At 48.6% G+C, this 20,449-nt stretch carries 21 protein-coding genes, 1 tRNA gene and 1 pseudogene; 7 read left to right on the forward strand and 16 right to left on the reverse strand.

The genetic code is table 11. The features are described from left to right. Positions 1-187: 187 nt before the first annotated feature. From METH11B_RS0106700 to METH11B_RS0106710, 3 genes are all read right to left on the reverse strand, one after another. Positions 188-844: a hypothetical protein gene (locus METH11B_RS0106700; RefSeq protein ID WP_026601363.1), complete on the reverse strand. Its 657-nt coding sequence runs from the start codon at positions 842-844 to the stop codon at positions 188-190. Positions 845-1,328: 484 nt separating this feature from the next. Next, positions 1,329-1,631 (reverse strand): hypothetical protein, encoded by a 303-nt coding sequence (locus METH11B_RS0106705; RefSeq protein ID WP_026601364.1) that lies wholly within the window; start codon positions 1,629-1,631, stop codon positions 1,329-1,331. Positions 1,632-1,682: 51 nt separating this feature from the next. After that, the gene (locus METH11B_RS0106710) at positions 1,683-1,985 is read right to left on the reverse strand and encodes an integration host factor subunit beta (RefSeq protein WP_026601365.1); all 303 of its coding nucleotides are present in this window, start codon (positions 1,983-1,985) and stop codon (positions 1,683-1,685) included. 215 nt (positions 1,986-2,200) lie between these two features. Between METH11B_RS0106710 and METH11B_RS29395 the strand changes: the two genes are divergently transcribed. The 3 genes and pseudogenes from METH11B_RS29395 to METH11B_RS0106720 all read left to right on the forward strand — a co-directional run bounded on the left by METH11B_RS29395 (position 2,201) and on the right by METH11B_RS0106720 (position 4,850). Beyond that, positions 2,201-2,362 carry a hypothetical protein gene (locus METH11B_RS29395; RefSeq protein WP_197026933.1) on the forward strand — a complete coding sequence of 54 codons (162 nt, stop codon included), beginning with the start codon at positions 2,201-2,203 and terminating at the stop codon, positions 2,360-2,362. Between the two features lie 200 nt (positions 2,363-2,562). Beyond that, a pseudogene (locus tag METH11B_RS30125) lies at positions 2,563-3,171 on the forward strand (tyrosine-type recombinase/integrase); the annotation flags it as partial. Between the two features lie 449 nt (positions 3,172-3,620). Continuing rightward, positions 3,621-4,850 carry an IS256 family transposase gene (locus METH11B_RS0106720; RefSeq protein ID WP_026600850.1) on the forward strand — a complete coding sequence of 410 codons (1,230 nt, stop codon included), beginning with the start codon at positions 3,621-3,623 and terminating at the stop codon, positions 4,848-4,850. 6 nt (positions 4,851-4,856) lie between these two features. Here METH11B_RS0106720 and METH11B_RS27680 read toward each other — a convergent pair whose 3' ends face one another. Beyond that, positions 4,857-6,965 (reverse strand): tetratricopeptide repeat protein, encoded by a 2,109-nt coding sequence (locus METH11B_RS27680; RefSeq protein ID WP_026601367.1) that lies wholly within the window; start codon positions 6,963-6,965, stop codon positions 4,857-4,859. 200 nt (positions 6,966-7,165) lie between these two features. On the opposite strand from METH11B_RS27680, the gene METH11B_RS0106730 reads away from it, so the two are divergent. The 4 genes from METH11B_RS0106730 (at position 7,166) to METH11B_RS0106740 (ending at position 10,748) form a co-directional block, all read left to right on the forward strand. Continuing rightward, positions 7,166-8,017, forward strand: coding sequence for a hypothetical protein (locus METH11B_RS0106730; protein WP_026601368.1), 852 nt, complete (start codon positions 7,166-7,168; stop codon positions 8,015-8,017). A gap of 88 nt (positions 8,018-8,105) precedes the next feature. Continuing rightward, on the forward strand, positions 8,106-9,503 hold the full coding sequence (locus tag METH11B_RS0106735) for a hypothetical protein (protein WP_026601369.1): 1,398 nt from the start codon (positions 8,106-8,108) through the stop codon (positions 9,501-9,503). Beyond that, positions 9,493-9,840, forward strand: a complete 348-nt coding sequence (locus METH11B_RS30130) for a helix-turn-helix domain-containing protein (RefSeq protein WP_442919023.1) — start codon at positions 9,493-9,495, stop codon at positions 9,838-9,840. Before METH11B_RS0106735 ends, METH11B_RS30130 begins: the two co-directional genes overlap by 11 nt. Next, positions 9,741-10,748 (forward strand): tyrosine-type recombinase/integrase, encoded by a 1,008-nt coding sequence (locus METH11B_RS0106740; RefSeq protein WP_442919029.1) that lies wholly within the window; start codon positions 9,741-9,743, stop codon positions 10,746-10,748. The genes METH11B_RS30130 and METH11B_RS0106740 overlap by 100 nt, the downstream gene beginning before the upstream one ends. A gap of 39 nt (positions 10,749-10,787) precedes the next feature. Here METH11B_RS0106740 and METH11B_RS0106745 read toward each other — a convergent pair. The 12 genes from METH11B_RS0106745 to METH11B_RS0106805 all read right to left on the reverse strand — a co-directional run bounded on the left by METH11B_RS0106745 (position 10,788) and on the right by METH11B_RS0106805 (position 20,445). After that, positions 10,788-10,863: transfer RNA gene (locus METH11B_RS0106745), tRNA-Thr, on the reverse strand. Positions 10,864-10,936: 73 nt separating this feature from the next. Next, positions 10,937-11,779, reverse strand: a complete 843-nt coding sequence (locus METH11B_RS0106750; RefSeq protein ID WP_026601371.1) for a sulfite exporter TauE/SafE family protein — start codon at positions 11,777-11,779, stop codon at positions 10,937-10,939. After that, positions 11,780-14,230 (reverse strand): heavy metal translocating P-type ATPase, encoded by a 2,451-nt coding sequence (locus METH11B_RS0106755; RefSeq protein WP_026601372.1) that lies wholly within the window; start codon positions 14,228-14,230, stop codon positions 11,780-11,782. It lies immediately after the preceding gene. A 69-nt stretch (positions 14,231-14,299) separates the two neighbouring features. Then, entirely contained in the window at positions 14,300-14,914 is a 615-nt protein-coding gene (locus METH11B_RS0106760; protein ID WP_026601373.1) for a hypothetical protein, read from the reverse strand. A gap of 90 nt (positions 14,915-15,004) precedes the next feature. Next, positions 15,005-15,256, reverse strand: a complete 252-nt coding sequence (locus METH11B_RS26330) for a hypothetical protein (RefSeq protein WP_225587427.1) — start codon at positions 15,254-15,256, stop codon at positions 15,005-15,007. Between the two features lie 63 nt (positions 15,257-15,319). After that, entirely contained in the window at positions 15,320-15,505 is a 186-nt protein-coding gene (locus tag METH11B_RS26335; protein WP_036275673.1) for a heavy metal translocating P-type ATPase metal-binding domain-containing protein, read from the reverse strand. Positions 15,506-15,679: 174 nt separating this feature from the next. After that, entirely contained in the window at positions 15,680-15,889 is a 210-nt protein-coding gene (locus tag METH11B_RS0106775; RefSeq protein WP_026601374.1) for a hypothetical protein, read from the reverse strand. A 276-nt stretch (positions 15,890-16,165) separates the two neighbouring features. Further along, positions 16,166-17,386, reverse strand: a complete 1,221-nt coding sequence (locus METH11B_RS0106780; RefSeq protein ID WP_026601375.1) for an aspartate kinase — start codon at positions 17,384-17,386, stop codon at positions 16,166-16,168. A gap of 145 nt (positions 17,387-17,531) precedes the next feature. Continuing rightward, positions 17,532-17,717: a hypothetical protein gene (locus tag METH11B_RS0106785; RefSeq protein ID WP_026601376.1), complete on the reverse strand. Its 186-nt coding sequence runs from the start codon at positions 17,715-17,717 to the stop codon at positions 17,532-17,534. A 327-nt stretch (positions 17,718-18,044) separates the two neighbouring features. Next, a complete protein-coding gene (locus METH11B_RS0106790; RefSeq protein WP_036275675.1) occupies positions 18,045-19,649 on the reverse strand; it encodes an HNH endonuclease in 1,605 nt (534 codons plus the stop codon). 425 nt (positions 19,650-20,074) lie between these two features. Beyond that, the gene (locus tag METH11B_RS0106800; protein WP_026601379.1) at positions 20,075-20,254 is read right to left on the reverse strand and encodes a type II toxin-antitoxin system HicA family toxin; all 180 of its coding nucleotides are present in this window, start codon (positions 20,252-20,254) and stop codon (positions 20,075-20,077) included. Beyond that, positions 20,254-20,445 carry a hypothetical protein gene (locus tag METH11B_RS0106805; RefSeq protein WP_026601380.1) on the reverse strand — a complete coding sequence of 64 codons (192 nt, stop codon included), beginning with the start codon at positions 20,443-20,445 and terminating at the stop codon, positions 20,254-20,256. Before METH11B_RS0106805 ends, METH11B_RS0106800 begins: the two co-directional genes overlap by 1 nt. Positions 20,446-20,449 lie beyond the last annotated feature (4 nt).

The raw sequence follows: 20,449 nt of genomic DNA on the forward strand, positions 1-20,449 counted from the left end.
AAACAAAAACAGCCATGTAGGATACGCACCGGGTACCTTTCGAAGGCTTGACTCATCGGAAAGCGTTGAAAATGGTACGCGGTGCGTACCCTACGCGGCTTACACGTCCGCAGAACCGAAGTGGCGGGCCAGGTTTGCTGCAGCGGATGGTTCGGCCTACTCGCCGACCCTGCCCGCGGCGATCCCCTCACTGGAGATTGCCGCGGGCATCGTACCACTGAATGTGATCGAGTTGTGCCAATACCGGCGTTTTGTCGGGACCTGCCTTGAAAACGGAGGCCGTCCCCGAAGTCGCCGATGATGCAGTCGCGAAGGCACCTGGCCATCCGCCGACCAAGATGCTGTAGTAACCCTTCATACCAAGGCCCTTGGCGAGGATCGATGCAAGGCACTCGCCTGCCTTGTTGCTTATCAACTCGAGGTTCTTCGCGGCGACTCGGGTTGAGGCGGCCTTGGATGGGACGCTGGACTGCTCGGAACCTGACAGATCTGCGTTACCTTCCGCGGACGTGATGCTCGACATCCCGCCCCCATAGCACGTGATTAGCAAGATACTCTGATGCGTCTTTGGTAGGCCATCAGTCGCGAGCAGATCAGCCAAACTGCTTGCCGGCAGGCGGACGCGGCCGGTAGCGCCGACCATGGAGATGTTGGCACTCCCCACGCCGCCGTGTCCAGAGATGATCAGGAGGTCATCGTCATTGACGGGCGCGAGACATTTCTCGGTGGAACGTTCTGCCAGTTCGAATTCGAGGCCGACTTTCTTGAATCCCTTGACATCGTTCTTCAGGACACTATCTTCTTCCCAGTTCGTAAATGGGAAGTACAGGTAAATTCTTGGCACTTATATCCTCCTCTGTTGCTCAGGACATTAGGGACCTCCGCCGATTGAGGACGATCCTGGAATCGGACGTACTTCAGCGACATGTGGCTGAACTAGTTATTAAGCTGTCAACAGTATATCTACCACTAAACTTGGGTCGCAACAATAAATTTGTGAACTACAAGGATTTTTCCCCTCCGTATATCATCCAAACTGAAGCAATAGGTGAAATTGGAGGGTGTCATGTTGACTGTTCCCGCATCCCTGAGTCAGACGTTCAACACCCAAACGGCGCTCAGTGTGACGATTAAAGAAGCTAAAAGCCCGCTGAATTTTTGACCCAATTCAAATCGTTGGCGGTCATGAGCCAGTTTGCAGTCGTTGACAAAGGACTGTCCTGTGTCAGGAATTGGCCGTAGTTGCTCTGCCAGGCGAGATAAATCGTTTAGCCTGTAGGTGTCTACTATCGGGTTTCGCCTAACCGACGCTAACGATTTGTAACCGCTTATTTCTTGCGCTTTTCAATCAGGCTGTTACGTTGCTCTAACCATAAAACGCTTGCAGCCTGTTCGGTAATGCTGCCGTCCTGTACCAATTGGCATAAGCCTAAATAATGCGCGTAAAGGTTGATGATGCCTTCATCATCGGGGTAGTGTTTAAATAGGTCTCGCTGCTTTTGGTCACTCGCTGAATTGCAGAATTCGCCTGGGACCGGAAGAAAATCAAATCTGTCACCATCGCCTATGGCTGCAAGGCCCGTTGTTACAAACAGTAATAGCGTTGTAAATAAAACTTCTCTAACGACCATAAATAACTCCGGTGTTATGCGATTGCCGCAAAGTCCATCAGCTAGTAACGTTTAGCGCATTGTCGAAGTAAGTCGCGAGGCATCCACTTTCTGGCGCAGATCGAGTCCTGGCTTGAAATGCAGTGCTGCTCGTTGCGGGACGCTGACCCTCTCACCGGTTTTGGGATTACGCCCGGTGCGTGGGTCACGTCGAACCATTGAAAATCCACCGAAGCCACGAATTTCAATCCTTTCGCCATTGGCTAAAGTGGTCGTCAATACATCCAGAATATTGTTAATCGCTAGCTCGACATCTGTTTGCAGCAGATGGGGTTGTTTATCGGAAATGGCGGCAATCAGTTCGGATTTGGTCATGGTAGTTCGTTAGTGAACTAGGGCAGTAACGGCGTAAGTCATTCAGTATAGACAGCTAATTATTGTAATACTGCTGTGCTTCTTGCAAAAGCCCATCTGTATTGTTTCCATAAAATAAACAAATAAAACAATAAATACCTTATTGTTTATTAATTGAATAGGTATATAGTTAAGTCGTACTTACAAAGCGACCAAACACAGACAAGGTGAACCAGATGAATACTTCAAAAAGCTTACACAAAGATGTAATGACCGGATTGTTTTTTGCAACCGGTGTACTGAGCTTTATGTCAGGTCAGTTTATCCTCTCCACGCTGTTGTTTGGTGCCGCATCGTTAGCTAGTAATCTGAACTTGGCGATGCCTGCTCGTATTTAATTTTTGTAACCTCCCTCGTTGTACTTCGCGGCTCCTCCTAGCCGCAACACTCAATAGCCTCTACAGCTAATTACTGTAGGGGCTTTTTTTGTGTCTGCTAGAATCAGTGGCAACCCATTTTAAATAACGATTAGACCCACAGTCGCCAATGGACCAGCGCAGAATAAATCACGTAACGGCCACGTTGACTAAAAGGGCAGAAGCCGCGTGAATTGCTGTTGCCGACCCAGGCCAAACAGGCATTAAAGCGCTGGTTGCATGGACGCGGAGGAATGCCGGGGCCGTTGTTTTGCCAATTGGCGAAAACCCAGCGCTGTTCTGATCAAGATCATGTCCAGCGAAACCGAAGCCGTCAGGGTTGTTTACCGACCGAACCGATCAACGCCCATCAAGTGTATGCACTGCTCAGGCGGCGTTGCCGGCAGGCGAAGCTCAAGCCCTGTTCACCGCACGATTTACGTCGCACGTTTATCAGCAAGTTGTTGGAACAAGGTGTGGACTTTAACACTACTCGGCAATTGGCCGGCCATGAGCACTTGCAAACCACGGCCTTGTATGACCGCCGCACAGTGAAAACGCAACGACAACGCGTGGGTTTGCAACAGGTCAGAATTCACGACCTGAAGCACACCTTCGGGCGACGTTTAAGGGCGGCGAATGTATCGTTTGAAGACCGGCAGGATTTGTTGGGTCATAAATCCAGCCGTATCACCGATCACTATTCGTCGGCAGAACTAGCCAACTTGATCGCTGCGGCGGAAAAAGTCTGCATAACCAAGTCACGCAAAATTCACGCAACGGAAAATTAGGGGCAATAAAAAAGGGAATCAATGATGTTATATGTCATTGATTCCCTTAATTAAATATGGAGCTGGCGATGGGACTCGAACCCGCGACCGGCTGATTACAAACCAAAGGCGAAATTTGTAAATCTTTAAAAATCAACCATCTAAAGCGCTTGCCATTGTTATTCCATAGTTGAATTATCAAACACTTGCAAATCAATATACATACAAGTGACACAAATCTGACACAGCTACAGAACTAGCTAATCTAGTCCCGTTTTTCGTTTCCATCTAATAAGAATCCATAATTCTTTGGATCCTGCTCGCCCAGAGTTTAGTAACACTTTCACATGGGGAATAAAGCTTGGTTACTGAACTCCAATGTTTATACCTCTTGTTCTATTGAGGGTGTAAGAATTTTTGTGTAAACGGCCCTGAGGTAGGAAACTACCGATCCTGACAAGGAGGAAACCATGACCGTATCATCAAAAGCCATACCGGATGACCTACTCGACGCCTTGATGTCGCACTATCAAAAACCCGAGGACCTGATCGGTGCCAATGGTCTGCTGAAGCAGTTGACCAAAGCGATAGTCGAACGGGCCCTGGAAGCGGAAATGACCGCGCACTTGGGCCACGGTAAGCATGAGGCGGTGACCAACGCCAGCAGCAATGCCCGAAACGGCAAAAGCCGGAAAACGCTGAAAGGTGACTTCGGCGACTTGCCTATCGAGATTCCCCGCGACCGTCATGGCGAATTCGAACCGCAGATCATTCCTAAGCATCAACGGCGCTGGACCGGTTTCGACGATAAGATCATTTCGTTATATGCCCGAGGACTGACGGTACGGGAAATCCAAGCCCATTTATTCGAGCTTTACGGCACCGAGGTATCCCCCACCTTGATTTCCTCGGTGACCGACGCGGTACTCGAAGAGGTGGGCGTCTGGCAAAGCCGCCCGCTGGATCCGATTTACCCGATTGTGTACCTCGACTGTCTGCATACCAAAGTGCGCGATAGTGGCAGCGTGCGGGTCAAGGCCGTCTATCTGGCCATCGGTGTCAATCTGGACGGCCACAAAGAAGTGCTGGGGCTGTGGATTGCCCAAAGCGAAGGCGCCAAATTTTGGTTGCAAGTGGTCACCGAGCTCAAGAACCGTGGCGTCAACGACATCTTTATCGCCTGTGTCGATGGTCTGAAGGGATTTCCGGAGGCTATCGAAACCGTGTTTCCCAAAGCGGCCGTTCAACTGTGTATTGTCCACTTGGTCCGTCATAGCCTCAACTATGTCAGCTACAAAAGGCGCCAGTCGGTTGCCGACGACCTCAAGCAGATTTATCGAGCCGCAACGGCGAGGGAAGCCGAGCAAAAGCTGACCGAATTCGAGGCCAACTGGCTGGAGACCTATCCCACGATCGCCCCCATCTGGCGACGAAACTGGGGGCACATCATCCCTTTTTTTGACTATCCGCCCGAGATTCGCAAGGTGATCTACACCACCAATACCATCGAATCGGTGAATCGAAGTCTGAGAAAAATCATGAAAAACCGCGCGGTCTTCCCCAGTGATGACGCCTTGTCCAAACTGCTCTATTTGGCGTTGCGCAATATCAGCCAAAATTGGACCATGCCCGTCTACGATTGGAAAGCCGCTTTGAATCGGTTTAGTATTCAGTTCGAAGATCGCTTCCCTAGCCATTAAACCAAACTACCGTTTACACAAAATTTGGGACACTCCCGTTCTATTTGAAATTTCGGCTTGTGTGGTTTTTATTTTCTCATTTAACTCTAATTTCCAATTTTCTGGGCAGAACACTTGAACACAAACCTCAAGGGCCATACTGTATGCTTCGATTGCTTCTTCTAAACAATTAGTTCCGCAGTTCATATTTCCTAGTGTTCGCAACGTATCCCCGAGGTTTCTATAGGTTGTAGCCAAAAATACAGTTGGCATATCTAAACGTTTTTCTGACAGGGCCTCGCGGTAGGTCTTAGCTGCCTCTTCGAGCCTACCCGTATCAGACCTGATTTCTCCTAATCTTTGGAGTGCAAGCGCTAAATTGCCCTTGGTTTGCGCCCAATGCAAAGGAAAGCTCTTTCGATTACGTACTTTCAAAGCCTCTAGGTATGCATTCATGGCTTCTTCGAATACTATGACACTAGCATTTTGCTTACCAAGAGCTAGCAAAGCTGAGCCTAAATTGTTCTGAGAGGTCGCCCAGTAAACAGGACCATGGTCATATGTAAATTCTAGAAGCGCATTGTGTTGAGCAATTACTGCTTCTTCCAAACGCTTTCCATTAGACTCCAATTCACCAATTCTAGTCAGTACAAGACCAAGATTCGTCTGTGTTGCAGCCCAGTCCAGAGGGACTTTTTCGCGAGTCCTTTCCTTCAATGCTTCGCGATATGCTTGGAGCGCTTCCTCCAAAAGATCAATACTGCATTTACTTTCCCCTAAGGATTTCAAGGCAGTACCTAAGTTGTTCTGAAGAGTTGCCCAGTAAAGGGGCTTGTTTTCCCTTCTCCATTCCTTTAAGGCTTCTCGAAATGCTACGATTGCCGCATTTAATTGATCTTGATTTAAATCCCGATCACCTAGCATCTTCAAAGCGTTACCTAGATTGTTTTGGGCATGAGCCCAATCTAACGGCATTCTGTCTCTAGTCCACTCCTTCAGTGCCTCACGATATTCAAACACAGCTTCTTCGAGACGAGCACTTCCAGTTTCCCTCTCTCCCAATCTATAAAGTGCTAAACCGAGATTGTTATGGACACCGGCCCACAATGCAGGAGTATTTTTACGGTTAATTTTTTCGAGAGCTGAACGAAAACAACTGGCAGCTTCCTCTAAGTTGGATGATCCAGACTCCCGCTTTCCCAAAGTCCAATGCGCTACACCAAGTTTATTTCCAATTCGAGCAGAATATAATTTATCTAGACTACTTGTGGCGGATTTTAAAATTGCCTTATATAGTCTGATTGATTCATCCAACGGTTCATTGCGACCAGTCTGCTCCCCGAGCGTTTGAAGCATATCAGCCAACACATACTTAGTATCTTCGAGGGCTTTATTACTCCACCCTCGTTTCTTGCTCGTTTGAATTAGTCGTCGAAGTGCTTCAATAAATGGATGAAGTATATCGGCAACGTAATGACCTTCTAGTTCTTGAAATGTTTGGCTCCGTGCTACAATCAAAGCGCGCAAAACTATTATAAGATCTCTAGCGGCTAGCTCAGGGAGCTTTTCATCTTTGTTTGATAAATGATAATTTTGGTATGCATCCTGATGAGCCAAGGTTGTCCAAAATAACGTGGGTGACGCAGCCCGTTTTTCTCGGACTGCTCCCCAAATAAGAACATCGTAGCCATATTTTTTTAGAAACTTACACGCCATTTTGTGAGCGCATTCCACGCTTGCACCATCAGCCTCACTGTATAAATCGACACTGTAAGATACCGGAACAATATTTACATATCTATTCCTTTTAGTTCCGAGCTCATTAAATTCATTGGCAAACCTTTGTAGCTCGATGATTAAATTAGTGCGGATATCATCGTCATGATCGTTATTAAGCCTAGTAATAGCTATATTAAAATAACCCTTGACAGGAAGCGGTGGCTTTTTGTTTCTAAATTTTAAATAAGTTATAAACGATTCGATGAATGGTTTTTCTTTTATTTCTTTCCAGTTCCACCATAAATAGCATAGTGTGATGACAGCAACTCCAGCCCAACCCCAGTGCTGTATAATCTGACTTTGAATACTCTCTATCAATTCGTCTAATGATTTAAAGTCTGTTATTGACTCAAACATGTTTAATGCACCATCATGACAAGATTGTTGAATATGTTAAGAATAATTCATAGTTATAAATATTGAGTTTATATTTTAAATAAGCCATAAAAATTTTATACTTCTTGAAAAAAGTAAGTTTTAAACCCCGACGCTCAATCCGCATAAATTATTATCGTGATTAACATATCATACACGAACGATAACAATATTTTTTCAGAATGGAACAGGTAAAAAAATCAACAATCATTCGTTTGCTTAGCTTACTGATGCCTGATGTCCATGTAGAGCTCTCTAACATGGATAAAAATGGAGGATGGATAAAGTTACCCGAAAAAGTCATTGATTTGTTAATTCAGTGGAAATTCAACTGGTGGCAGCTTTATGAGGACGAACAGAAGTTAAAGGCACTTGGGGCGACAATGCTTCTTGATAATCAAGAAGCTAAGGAGCTCTTTGAGAATAATCCAAAAGATACCATTTACCATGTATTTGGTGATTATTTAGAGGCGGTTGATGATATGCCGGAACCCACTGATGCAGAAGGGAAAGAATTTTGGGATCAGGTAAATTCTGCCTCCAAGGATGAGCAAGCGGAGCTACTGAAGCCCTTTTGCAAATTAGTACTGGGCCTTTTGTCCGTCACCTTTAACTATCTGGCCCTAATGGTTCATGGTAGAAGCATGTGCCAATTAGTCGCCGACGCAAAGAACGGTGATGACACTGCGTACCGTTGCGCAGTACAGATTGATAGGTCAGTGCTAAGACTAGATTATTTCCAAGGGCGTTTGTTACGCGCTCAGTTTTCCGGTGATCAGGATTTTCTGGATAAACTCAGTTATCGAATCAAGGCGCCCATTCTTCAAGCAAAAATCAAATACAAGACATTACTCCTAACATTTGCCATTTTGGAAGATGATGGTTTTTTGACCACGCTTTCCCACGATGAATTGTTAAATATTTGTGAGGAGGTTGGCGTCTATGGAAAAGACTTTGGCGTCGAGGACGTCGGGCATCTACGAAAAAGGCTTAGCGACTATCGGAAGCTCCAGAGGAACTCAAAATATTTTTGACGTCTTTCCCTTCTTAATCATTCGCGCATAATTTATCTGCCCCATAGCAAGACGGATTGGCTGTCTTGCGTTAACCAAGGGGCTATAAATGAGAAATAAAGATGATCAACCAAGATTCGCAACTCCCGATAACCTGAAGCAAGGAAGCGCAGCCGCCAGCGAGACGCGGATTTGCGGCGGCCAGCCGCAAACCGCGCGATGCGGCGGCAACACTGAAGATCGGGAAAGCCTGGGGACAGGTGCGCCGCCTAGTAACACAGCACCTGCAAATTACATTACAGACACAACTACACAGGACAAACCTGGTTTTCAATTATTACGCTGTGGCGTTGATAGTTTGTATCTGTCCTACCGGGGTGAGTTGGCTTCCGGCTGGGATCAGCGCCTAGAAGGATTAAAACGGGCAGCGCAATCCACCGAAGAAGGCGAACGCTCGAACGCACAAGTTAGGATCGGTGAGCATCTGTTCGAAGTGCGGGATAAGGGCAAAGGTCGCTTTGCCTATGTGTTAGTCGATAACTGTTTCCATATCCAGCTCTCCACCGGAAACACTAGCTCACTGCCCTTGGCTTATGTGCAGGTTTCCAGTGAAATGCTGACGGCCTTATCAGTCACCGAAGCCGAAGAACGGCTGCGCTATATCATCAACACTCTCGGCCAAGTTAAAGGCGAAGCCCAAATCAGTCGCGCCGATTTGTTTGCCGATTTTCTTTCAACTGTTGCGATGGATTCCTGGGCGCAAGCTAGCTGGATTACTCGCGCGGCCAAAATCTGGATTCATTACGAAAAACGCCAGTTTACCGGCTGGAGTATCGGCCTGGGCGGTGTGATGGGCTGTCGGCTCTATAACAAAACGCTGGAACTGGAAAAAAGCAAAAAGGATTGTCTGAAGCCGTTATGGTCGGCGATGGGCTGGCAAGAAGGCCAAAGCGTTTGGCGATTGGAATTCGAATTTAAGCGCGATGCCTTGAAAGAACTGGGGGTTTCCTCCGTCGATCAGTTGCTGGCGTCTCTGCAGGGGTTATGGGCTTATGCGACCGTCTCTTGGCTACGACTGACTATCCCCAACCCTGACGACGAAAACCAAAGCCGTTGGCCGAATCACCCCTTATGGGATTCCCTGGTTGCGGTTCCCTGGGCTGATGGCGTTTCTTTGCCGCTGTCGAGATTGCGCAAGGAACGACTCCCCTCCGATGAATCACTGTTCGTCAATGGTCTGGGCGGCTTGACCTCGTTTATGGCGGCTCATGGCATGACCGACTTGGGTGAAGGCTTTGGTGAATTCCTTGCCCATGCGAATCGCTTTCACAGTAACCGGGAACGCACCACCGGCAAAACCTTTATCGGTTATGTCTCCGACAAGGTAAAGGCCAAAGCCCGAAAATATAACACCCTCAAGAATGAATCCAGCGATACGCGCCGCGAGGATGAGGAACGCAAACGCGAGCAAGCCCGAAATTATAAGAAGGTCAAAGATGGAGACTAATCGCCATGTCACACTTGATCTGGAACAGGCTGCCGAGTTTTTGCATATGTCGCCTGCTGTTTTGCGCCAGAAGGCCAAAGCCGGTTTGGTTAAGGGTGCCAAGCCGGGCAAATGTTGGGTGTTTCTGCAAGATGATCTTGCCGATTATTTGCGCTCGTTATATCTTGGTGCTGGGCAAGCGCCGCAGAGTGGTTTACCAAGGGAGGTAAAACTATGTCACTCTTTAAACGCGGCAATATCTGGTGGACGCGGTTCACAACACCCAACGGCGAGCGCATACGCGAATCGACTGGGACTGACGACCGCAAGCAAGCCCAGGAGTACCACGACCGGCTAAAGGCGAAATATTGGGACGTGCAAAAGCTGGGGGAAAAGCCTGAACGCAGTTGGCAAGATGCCGTCATGCGGTGGTTGGATGAAACCAGCCACAAGGCTTCCCAGCACGATGATATTCATCATTTGCGCTGGCTCGATCCTTATCTGGGGGCGTTAAGCCTGAACAATATTACCCGTGATCGCATTGATCAACTGATTGCCCGGCGTAAAAGCGAAGGTGTCAGCAATGCCACCGTCAATCGAATGTTGGCAGTGATTCGGGCGATTCTCAGGCGAGCATCCTTGGATTGGGAATGGATCGACAAGATACCTCGAATCAAGCTGCTGCCGGAACCGAAACGGCGCATTCGCTGGATCACTCGCGAGGAAGCGGCGGCTTTGATCGAGGATTTGCCGGAACATCTGGCGGAAATGGTGCGCTTCTCCCTGGCGACAGGGTTGAGGCAAGCCAACGTCACCCACTTGGAATGGTCGCAAGTCGATCTGGAAAGGCGGGTCGCCTGGATTCATGCTGATCAAGCGAAGGCACGGAAAGCGATTTCGGTGCCGTTGAATGCTGAGGCGGTTTTAGTGCTTAGGCGGCAACTAGGCAAACATCAAGCGCGGGTTTTCACCTATCAGGGTAAGCCGGTGATCGATGTGAATACCAAAGCTTGGCGGCATGCGTTAAAGCGGGTCGGGATCGAGGATTTTCGCTGGCATGATCTGCGGCATACCTGGGCGTCCTGGCATGTGCAAAACGGTACGCCGCTGCATGTGCTTCAGGAACTGGGGGCTTGGGAATCGGTGGAAATGGTACGGCGCTATGCGCACCTGGGGCAAAATCATCTGGCAAGTTATGCCGAAAGTCTGTGTCAGCTTCAAGCAGTCCCTGACACAAATTTGGCACAGCAAGCCGGAAGGCAATAAAAAAGGCCTAGGTTTTTCAACCTAAGCCTTTGATATATATGGAGCTGGCGATGGGACTCGAACCCGCGACCGGCTGATTACAAATCAGCTGCTCTACCAACTGAGCTACACCAGCAAATGATTTGCGCATTATACCTGTAATTTCGAACTTTTCCAGCATTAAGTTTAGTTGGCTCGTCGAATTGCAGTCACACCCCTTGAATACTGCTCAGCATACTGCCAATGTAATTGAGCGTTTCATGCAGAAAAACAATTAGCTCATCCAGTTTATCTTGCACAAACACCAGGAAATGACTGTGGTTGAAGTTTTGATCTTGGTAAAAACTCAAACCGTTGTTAATGGTATTGGCCCCCATCAACAACATGATGAATGCCGCAGCTTTCAACATTAAACCGCGTAGTTTCACACTCATTTTGCCGAAGGCGACGCTGATAAACAGCATCATCGGTAAAGTCCCTGCGCCAAATGCCAACATCAACGCCCCACCCTCAAGCAACGTAGCAGCAGTGGTGGCTTTCACAGCCATAGCAAACGTCAACATACATGGCATCAAACCATTCAACAGGCCAGCGATAACTGAACCTAGCAATGGTCCTTTTTGATTAGCCGCAGCATAACCTTTGCGTAACACTTGCATGGGAATCAAGCGTATCGAGCCTTGCCAGGGTATCCAGCCCAATACACCCAGTGCCAACACAATGACGACCGCGCCCATCAACATTTGTAGGATACTCTGGATCTTGCCGAACAAGCCGCTGGATACCAGCACCACGCCCAAAGAAGCAGCTAATACGCCGATCAAGGTATACACGGAAATTCGCGCGGCTTGATAAGCTATATAAGGTAGATAACTGCGGCTTTTCCCGGCCCGCATGAAATAACCGGATACTAGCGCCCCACACATCCCCAAGCAGTGCCCGCTGCCCAAGAATCCGGCAACGAACGCCAGGGAGTAATCGAATCCCGTGGCCGCAGCCATTTCGGTCATGCCGTGCATGGCATGATCCATACCTTCCATATTGTGTTCCATTTATTTGTTCAATCGAAGTGAGTTGACGATGACCGACACAGAACTCAAAGCCATCGCCGCGGAGGCGATCATCGGATTGAGCTTGCCCAGCGCCGCCACCGGAATCGCTATAGTGTTGTAACCGAACGCCCAGAATAGATTTTGCTTGATGACGCGGATGGTAAACGCGCTAAGTTCGATGGTATCGGTGACCTTACCGATATCGCCTTGCACCAGGGTCAGATCGGCGGATTCGATGGCAATATCGGTACCGCTACCTACTGCAAAACCAACATTGGCAGCGGCCAGCGCCGGCGCATCATTGATGCCGTCGCCGATCATGCCGACATTGTGTCCTTCATCCTGCAACTGGCGAATGATTTGCAGCTTTTGCTCAGGCTTGGCGTTGGCGACCACATCGGCTATCCCGACTTTTTCCGCAATATAATGAGCGGTCCTTTCGGTGTCGCCGGTCACCATCATGGTTTTGATGCCCAGTTCATGCAGACGCGCTATAGCTGCCGCAGCTTCCGGACGCGGATTGTCGGCGATTGCAAAAACCGCAGCCTCCTTGCCGTTGATCGCCATGTACACCGGGGTTTGCCCTTGATCGGCAAAATTGTCGGCCTGCTCCACTAAGCGGCTTACATCAACTTGCTGATTCTCCAGCCACCCCCGATTTCCCAGCAGCAATTTGTAACCGTCCACCTCGGCACGAATGCCGTGGCCGGTTTCGCTGTAAAAATAAGCGCAATCCTGCAACTCGACACCCGCGTCGCGGGCGAATGCCACCACGGCTTTGCCGAGAAAATGTTCGGAATTGTTCTCGGCGGATGCCGCCAACATCACTAGTTTATTCTCTACCAGACGGGATAATTTGTAGACCTTGCTCACCCTGGGCTTACCCTCGGTGATGGTGCCGGTCTTATCGAAGACGATAGCATTCAGTTTACTGGCAATCTCCAGGCTTTCGCCGTTGCGGATATACACGCCCTGCTTGGCGGCTTGGCCGGTGCCGACCATGATTGCCGCCGGTGTCGCCAGTCCAAGCGCGCAGGGACAAGCGATCAACAAAACCGTGATGGCATTGCCGAAAGCAAACGCGAACGGCGCGCCGGCCAGCAGCCAACCCACCAGCGTCGCGCCGGAAATAGCCATCACCGCCGGCACGAATACCGCCGAAATTTTATCGACCTGTTTTTGAATCGGCAGTTTGGCGGCCTGGGCTTGATCGACCATATGCACGATGCCCGCCAGCACGGTATCCATGCCTATCGCCGTGGCCTTGATTTGCAACACGCCGTTGCCGTTGACACAACCGCCGATCACTTGATGGCCGATGTTCTTCACCACCGGCATACTCTCCCCGGTGATCATCGCTTCATCGACCGTGGAAAGACCCGCGATCACCACGCCGTCGGTTGGGATTTTTTCACCGGGCCTGACCAGCATCACATCTTCGATCTTGATGTCGTCAACATCGACAATACGTTCGCTACCGTCATCCAGCAACAATGTCGCGGTTTGCGGTTGCAGATCGACCAATTTACGGATCGCTTCGCCGGCCTTGCCCCTGGCCCGCTCTTCCAGATAGCGACCCAGCAGTACAAAAGTGATAATCGCCGCCGCCGCTTCGAAATACACATGGCCGCGCCGCCGGAACAGAGATGGAATGCTGTAGCCGTAAGCAGAGCCCACGCCCAGCGCAATCAAGCTGTCCATATTAGCCGCGCGCTGTTTGGCCAGCCTATAGGCCTTGCTGAAAAACTGGCTGCCGGTGCCGAATACCACCTGCGTGGTCAGCGCAAACTGCAACCAATGCATCCAGGAGCGGCCGCCCATCGTCATGGCAATCGTCACCACCGGAGTGGTTAACAGCCCTGCCCATACAAATCGACGCCGGGCTACGTCAATTCGTTGCAACTCCTTTTCGATAAGCTTTTTCCGCTGCGAGAGCGTATCAATGGGCATGGCGCTATAACCCAGTTTTTCGATTTTATCGATCACCTCTGCCTTGCTGATCTGGCCCTGCACCGTAACGGTTTCGGTGGCAAAATTGACGCCGGCTTTTTTAACCCGTTCGTCGCGGTTTAACACCATTTCGATCAATAGCGCGCAGGACGCGCAACTCATGCCTTGCACGGCTAAATCAACTTCTTGCAGGGGCCCGTCGAATGCTTTTTTCTTGTCTTTTTTAAACTCAGTCTGCTTTAACGCGATATTACCCAACACAGCGTCCAACATGATCAGCAAGTTTTTTGCCGGTAAACGATTGGAATCGAATTCAATCACCACTGAACCGATTTCAAATACCGAGCGCACACTTTTAATTTCCGGGCGCTTTTTCAGCAGTATTTCCAGGATATAGCTGCGTTCAGGGTCGTTAAGTAACACCGGCGTAATGATCCGGATACGACTTTTTAGCTGATGTCGAACGGAAAAATGCACGTAATTTAGAGTATCGGTTTCCATGGGCGACTGAGGATTTGATGGGCTAGCGAGCCAATCCTATGGAAATCATAGGATTGGCGTTGACAATCTCTACTTGGGCCGGCGCGAACGCACTAATAAGAAAAACATATAAAACACCGCCATCCACTCGTAACGATGCACGATGGGTTTGACCAACCACTCTTGCGTGATGCGGGTCCAGTGAGTTTTTATCAAATACAAGACCAGCACATCGTTCAAAAAATCTATCGTGGCTTTTTCGGGATCTTTAAACAGAGCTTTCGGGCCTTTGGTACTGACCTTACCGATAATTTTGGCCGCCTGTACCGTTTCCTTGCCGGCTTGATATTTATCATTGAACCACCCGCCAATCCGGGTACCTTTCAATCGCTTTTTGATGCCGAGAACAGACTTTTTAGCCTTCTCAGCCAGCGGTTTACTTTCGAAAAACTCTTGCTGCTCCAGTTCGGCAAGAATTTGAAACAGCTGTGCCGCTACACTGGTAAAGCCACAGATAGCCTCATCGTATCTGATTGATAATTTGCCCTGCCTGCGATACAGGCTCACGGATTGGACGCCGTTGATCGCACCAAGCTTGGTGCTTATCAATGTTGCCACCGTCGGTTGACAAGCTTGCGTGGGCACCTGAAAACGCACATGACCGTCATGGCGGTAACGTAGTACAAATTCTTTTTGGATAGCCATAGTCAACAGGGGAAAGTAAAACGGGCGGCCCTGCTTTAGCAGCGACCACCCGTTTCAAGTTACAGCCAAATGTCCAAGAATCGAACGGGGTTAATTGCCTTCTTTCGCTTCGGCAACGATGTCTTCGAGATTTTCTTTTTGATGCAACACAAAATCCTTGCCGGCATCAATCGTTTTTGTGGCGCTGGAAATAATTTCCTTTCTGTATTTGTAAACAAAATAGCCCGCCACCATGCCTGCACCGAACACCAATAGAGGGTGCTTCGCTAATTTAGTCATCAATTTTCCTCCAGTGTTTACAGTTGCAGTGGCTAGTGTACCAGCCACCACCTGCTTAGTCATGGATGAATCGTTCGAGCTCTTCTTTGAATTGTGAACATGGGCCATATGCGTCCTCGTTGCTGGTTAAGACCGGGGCTGGTTTGAATCGTCGGCGTCTTCAGGTAAAACCTGTGCTTCGTGCAACATTTGGTAGATCCCCTTGCAGCCCTCGCAGCAAAAGCGCTTGTCGCCTTGCAGGGTTTTTAATCTAAACCCTTCCACTTCAACGGCTAACCCGCAAAGATCGCAGCTTTTCTTATTATCATCCATTGTTACACGAACTCACTTATTACCTGTGCACATTGCAGGATTATAGCGCCTAAATAAACCTGGTAAACACCAGGCGCAAAAACAAAACAAGCACCGCCAAGACCTGTAAAAATAGGAAATTATCGATAGCCCTAACGCTTACCAAGCCAGTAACAGGTAGATACATCTGTGCGGTCATCGTTTGCCGTGTGCGGCTCGGCTAGATGCCTTCATCAACGCAATTCTCAGGGCACCAGTCAAACTTGCGCTCAAACCAAGACGCATCGCCAAGGCAGGTACCAATATCATTGACGCCACCGCCAAACCTGCCCCCAGCACCAAGCCGGCAGTATTGATTTGCTGTGCCACGACTTCTTGATTTACAACAATTAATTCTTGAGCCATTAACATACCTCACGCAGAAAAAATTAAAAATCCACCGGAGGTAAAGAGCATAAAAGATGCCAAAATATAATCATTTGATTATATTGACTAAAAGTAAAAACGTTTTAAAAAACCAGCAAAAACAAGGGAAATGCCTCGTTATTTTTAAGTTATTTAACATAGTTTTTGTAAAGAGCATTCAAAAAAAATCCCCAGCCTTGTATCTGAATGCGATACAAAAACCGGGGACTATTGATTGTCTAGCGCTCGCAACGAGCAAAAATCAGCGTGTCAGAACTACTCCTGATCAAGGCCAAACGCTTTGTGCAGTGCGCGCACCGCCAGCTCCAGGTACTTCTCGTCAACCACCACGGAAATCTTGATTTCGGATGTCGAGATCATCTGGATATTGATACCTTCGTCGGCCAATACTTTGAACATGGTGCTGGCGATGCCCGCGTGCGAACGCATACCGACGCCGACAATCGACACTTTGACGATACTGTTATCGCCAATGATGGTCGTGTTACCGCCCAAGTCGGCGCGCAAACCTTCCAACACTTTCTGCGCGCGGGCAAAGTCGTTGCGATTCACCGTAAAGGTGAAATCGGTCGTGCCATGTGCGGAAATGTTCTGCACGATCATGTCCACCTCGATATTCTCGGCGGCGATCGGTCCCAGGATTTTCGACGCCACGCCCGGCAGATCAGGCACGCCGGTCAAGGTCAGCTTGGCCTCGTCCCGGTTAAACGCGATGCCTGAAATTAACGCTCTTTCCATTTCTGATTCCTCGTAGGTAATAAGGGTGCCGTTGCCTTCCATAAACGAAGACAACACGCGCAATTTGACATTGTATTTGCCGGCGAACTCGACCGAACGGATTTGTAAGACTTTCGAGCCCAAGCTGGCCATTTCCAGCATTTCCTCAAAAGTGATGTGATCCAGGCGGCGGGCTTTCGGCACCACGCGCGGATCGGTGGTATACACACCGTCCACGTCGGTGTAGATATGGCATTCGTCAGCCTTCAAGGCCGCCGCCAACGCCACGCCCGTGGTATCCGAGCCGCCGCGTCCCAAGGTCGTAATATTGCCGTGCTCGTCCACGCCCTGGAATCCGGCCACCACCACCACCCGACCGGCATCGAGATCAGCACGCATATTAGCTTCGTCGATCTCCCGTATCCGCGCCTTGGTATGCGCGCTATCGGTGAGAATCCGCACTTGCGCGCCGGTATAAGAGCGCGCCTCGCAACCCAACTGATGCAAAGCCATCGACAGTAAAGCGATGGTGACTTGCTCGCCGGTGGACAACAACACGTCCAACTCCCGGTCGGTCGGCTGCGGCTGCAACTCTTTTGCCAAGGCCACGAGGCGATTGGTCTCCCCGCTCATCGCGGACACCACTACCACAATTTGATCGCCCGCATCGCGGGCTTTTTTCACTTTCTCGGCGACCGCCTTGATACGTTCCACCGTACCAACGGAAGTGCCGCCAAATTTATAGACGTACAATGCCATGTTTTTATTGACCTTCTAGGCTTTCTAACGCCCCTAAATTCCCTCTCCCTCAGGGAGAGGGTTAGGGTGAGGGGAATAATGTGTCGCTATCGCGACTGATTTTTTAATGCCGGCATACACCGACAAACGATATAAATGATTTAGCCTATCCCGGCAGAAGGCGCAACAATAACGCCGTAATCAGCATAATTTGCAGCATACCGACACCGACAACCCAGCGTACCATTTCGGCTTTATTTTCCGACATTTTGGCTTGAAGCTGTAATTCAGATTGCTTAATGTCCCGACGTAGATCGGTTTCGAGCTCAAGCAGATCGTGTTTGGTAATCACTTGATTTTCAATGTTCGTTAATTTTAGTGTCGCTATCGCGACAGGTTATTTTAATGTCGGTTCTCGCACCGACAGGCGAGATACTTTTCTTTGCTTGTCCAAAGAAAAGTATCCAAAAGAAAAGACACCCGGACGCCGCTTATTCCCTGCGCTCCTCGCTTTTGGCGGGGGTTGCCGAAAGGGGCTTCCTGCCCCTTCGGCAACGCGATGCATCCCTGCATCGCCCCTTCGGGCTAATCCCGCCAAAAGCTCCGGTGCTCGGCGCGGCATACGGGATGTAAACCATCCCAAAATTCAAGATCTAAAATGAATGCAATTTACGTTCGTTTATTTGATCATCTCAATTAAGTTGAGTGGCCTTGCTAGCACTTCCATGCCTTGCGGCGTTCTTCCAGTCTCAAAAACGGTCTTCCAGAAACTATTGTTTTGTTTTCCACCAAATACTGTGGCGGAAAGATCAGTATTCACCCAAAGCGGAAGGGAAGCCAGGTTCTGTAGAAACTTGCGCATATTTTCCCAAACCTGCTCTGGAAACGGATATTGAAAAAGTCGTCCTTGCGGATCGGGACGACCTTGCATAATGAAATACTGTCTAGCAATCTGACCAGAATATTGCAGCCAGTTATATACGATCTCCTCCTTGCTCATGCGAAAAGCCCGCAAATGATCATGAGCAAATGATTCACCATTTTGCAATCGGTTTTCGATTTTATCTGTACCAATCTCTGGATCAAATTTATCAACGTAAATTTCCTCAGCCGCCAGATTCATCAATCTGAGAATTTGCTCTCGCTCCAGTTGTCGTGGATTGGAACCTTCTTCAAGATGAAAATTTATAGGTGTCTCCAATACTTCCTGATAAACGAAGAACGAGTAAAAGGTCTTCTCGATGGTACTGTATGACAGTGGACGCTCTTTTCCTCGACCGCCAAAATCGATGTAGTCTCGTAGCTTATTATCTGGATCAGAAATTACACCATCACGCAACGCATCAAGGATATAGCGTTTAATTTCCCTAGACTGTCCTTTGAAGTGATTCACCAGGTCCCGTTCCGAAAATCCAAGATCATCTTCACTACGCCCCGTTTCCTTTTGAAAACGGGCTATGCGGTCGTGATATAGCGAACTACCAAGATGTCTTTGTACTGATTTATCAAATGCTACTTGCTTGAGAGTTGTTCCCGCGTTGGTGTTCGTCGTAATCAGCGTGTCTGGATCAGGGTCGATGAATACTCGAACGGGTAAGTATCGTGCACCCAGCATGATTTGAGCAGCGGCCTTATGTTGACCATCAAAGATGTGGATTGCACATTTGTTGTCATCTGACCGAATCCAACCCAATGGCACATGTAATTGTGGACGCTTCTGATAAAACTCTTCTATAAGTTTTGAGATGTTAGGACCAATTGACCGTGGATTGATATGGTTGTCATGCGCAAGATATTCAATTGGGATTCTGGCGAAGAAATACCGAAAACCACTCATCTCATCTTCATACACCGGCACGTTGAAGAGGGTATTATTTCCTAATTCACTCAGACTGTAGGTAAAGACCCCATCAGCTAGGTTGAAACCCAGCTCATGACATCCACCCCCAACCTGTTTGAGAATGTCGCCAAGGTTTGGGCTACGATTTTCTGGTTCCAAAATTTCTTTTAATCGCGCGAAACGTTGAAGCACTCTCGCAACTTTGAGGTTAGAAGCTTGTTTACTTCTATTGCAACTTGCGTGAGCTAAAGCAAAATTATCTTCATCGTCTTTACCGCCAAGTTTCAAAGGAACAACATGGTCAATATCTACCGCTCCTTTGTGTACTTGCAAATCGATTGCCTGCTCACATATAAAGCAATTCCCTCCTTGGATGCGATGCAGTTTAATTTCTAATACCTGCCTGTCGTCTGTACTCAATCGATTTAAAAATAAAGATGCCACTAGATTTTCCCTTCCAAATTATTTTTGTTGACACTGACAGTTCGACAAATATTCAAAATTAGTCTCATAGGTTGGATTAGATATTAGCCATAACCAAACTACTGCTGCTCCGAAATATTTGGTTACTCTATCGCTAACCCAACCTACATTGGGGAGGGTTTTATCCCGTATGCCGCGCCGAGCACCGGAGCTTTTGGCGGGATCAGCCCGTAGGGGCGATGCATGGATGCATCGCGTTGCCGAAGGGGCAGGAAGCCCCTTCGGCAACCCCCGTTAAAGGCGAGGAGCGCAGGAAACAAGCGGCGTCCGGGTGTCTTTTCTTTTGGATACTTTTCTTTGGACAAGCAAAGAAAAGTATCTCGGCTGTCGGGCCGAGACCCGACATCAAAAAACCGTCGCCATAGCGACACAACTAAACCAACAGCCTATTTACCACTCAATTTCTTGATAATAGTTTTCGCCAGATAATCGTTAATTTCGTTATGTCTCGGCACAGCCTGAGATTGCCGCGTTTCTTCGTTGGTATACCAATCGTGATTGCCACCATGCCTGGATAAACGACAACCCATTTCTTCAAGAATTTTTAGCAAATCCCGTCTTTTCATCAGGCGACCTGCAAAGTCTCCACTTTACGAAGAAAAGGAATCTCCTGCGTTTCAAAGTCCTTAAACAAATCCAACAAGTTTTCCTGCAATTCTTGCTTGGATTCGCCTTGCGTTAAATAATCAGGATATTCATTCAGAAAACCCAAATAAAAATCGCCGTCTTTCCAGCAAGTATATTCAACCGTTTTCATTGTC

It is taken from the genome of Methylomonas sp. 11b (assembly GCF_000515215.1).
In the GTDB taxonomy this organism is placed as follows: domain Bacteria; phylum Pseudomonadota; class Gammaproteobacteria; order Methylococcales; family Methylomonadaceae; genus Methylomonas.

Bases quoted from the DNA above. Each gene is read 5' to 3' on its own strand.
- METH11B_RS0106705 (WP_026601364.1), bottom strand. From the start codon at position 1,631: ATGGTCGTTAGAGAAGTTTTATTTACAACGCTATTACTGTTTGTAACA.
- METH11B_RS0106710 (WP_026601365.1), bottom strand. From the start codon at position 1,985: ATGACCAAATCCGAACTGATTGCCGCCATTTCCGATAAACAACCCCAT.
- METH11B_RS29395 (WP_197026933.1), top strand. From the start codon at position 2,201: ATGAATACTTCAAAAAGCTTACACAAAGATGTAATGACCGGATTGTTT.
- METH11B_RS0106720 (WP_026600850.1), top strand. From the start codon at position 3,621: ATGACCGTATCATCAAAAGCCATACCGGATGACCTACTCGACGCCTTG.
- METH11B_RS27680 (WP_026601367.1), bottom strand. From the start codon at position 6,965: ATGTTTGAGTCAATAACAGACTTTAAATCATTAGACGAATTGATAGAG.
- METH11B_RS0106730 (WP_026601368.1), top strand. From the start codon at position 7,166: ATGGAACAGGTAAAAAAATCAACAATCATTCGTTTGCTTAGCTTACTG.
- METH11B_RS0106735 (WP_026601369.1), top strand. From the start codon at position 8,106: ATGAGAAATAAAGATGATCAACCAAGATTCGCAACTCCCGATAACCTG.
- METH11B_RS30130 (WP_442919023.1), top strand. From the start codon at position 9,493: ATGGAGACTAATCGCCATGTCACACTTGATCTGGAACAGGCTGCCGAG.
- METH11B_RS0106750 (WP_026601371.1), bottom strand. From the start codon at position 11,779: ATGGAACACAATATGGAAGGTATGGATCATGCCATGCACGGCATGACC.
- METH11B_RS0106755 (WP_026601372.1), bottom strand. From the start codon at position 14,230: ATGGAAACCGATACTCTAAATTACGTGCATTTTTCCGTTCGACATCAG.
- METH11B_RS0106760 (WP_026601373.1), bottom strand. From the start codon at position 14,914: ATGGCTATCCAAAAAGAATTTGTACTACGTTACCGCCATGACGGTCAT.
- METH11B_RS26330 (WP_225587427.1), bottom strand. From the start codon at position 15,256: ATGACTAAGCAGGTGGTGGCTGGTACACTAGCCACTGCAACTGTAAAC.
- METH11B_RS26335 (WP_036275673.1), bottom strand. From the start codon at position 15,505: ATGGATGATAATAAGAAAAGCTGCGATCTTTGCGGGTTAGCCGTTGAA.
- METH11B_RS0106775 (WP_026601374.1), bottom strand. From the start codon at position 15,889: ATGGCTCAAGAATTAATTGTTGTAAATCAAGAAGTCGTGGCACAGCAA.
- METH11B_RS0106780 (WP_026601375.1), bottom strand. From the start codon at position 17,386: ATGGCATTGTACGTCTATAAATTTGGCGGCACTTCCGTTGGTACGGTG.
- METH11B_RS0106800 (WP_026601379.1), bottom strand. From the start codon at position 20,254: ATGAAAAGACGGGATTTGCTAAAAATTCTTGAAGAAATGGGTTGTCGT.
- METH11B_RS0106805 (WP_026601380.1), bottom strand. From the start codon at position 20,445: ATGAAAACGGTTGAATATACTTGCTGGAAAGACGGCGATTTTTATTTG.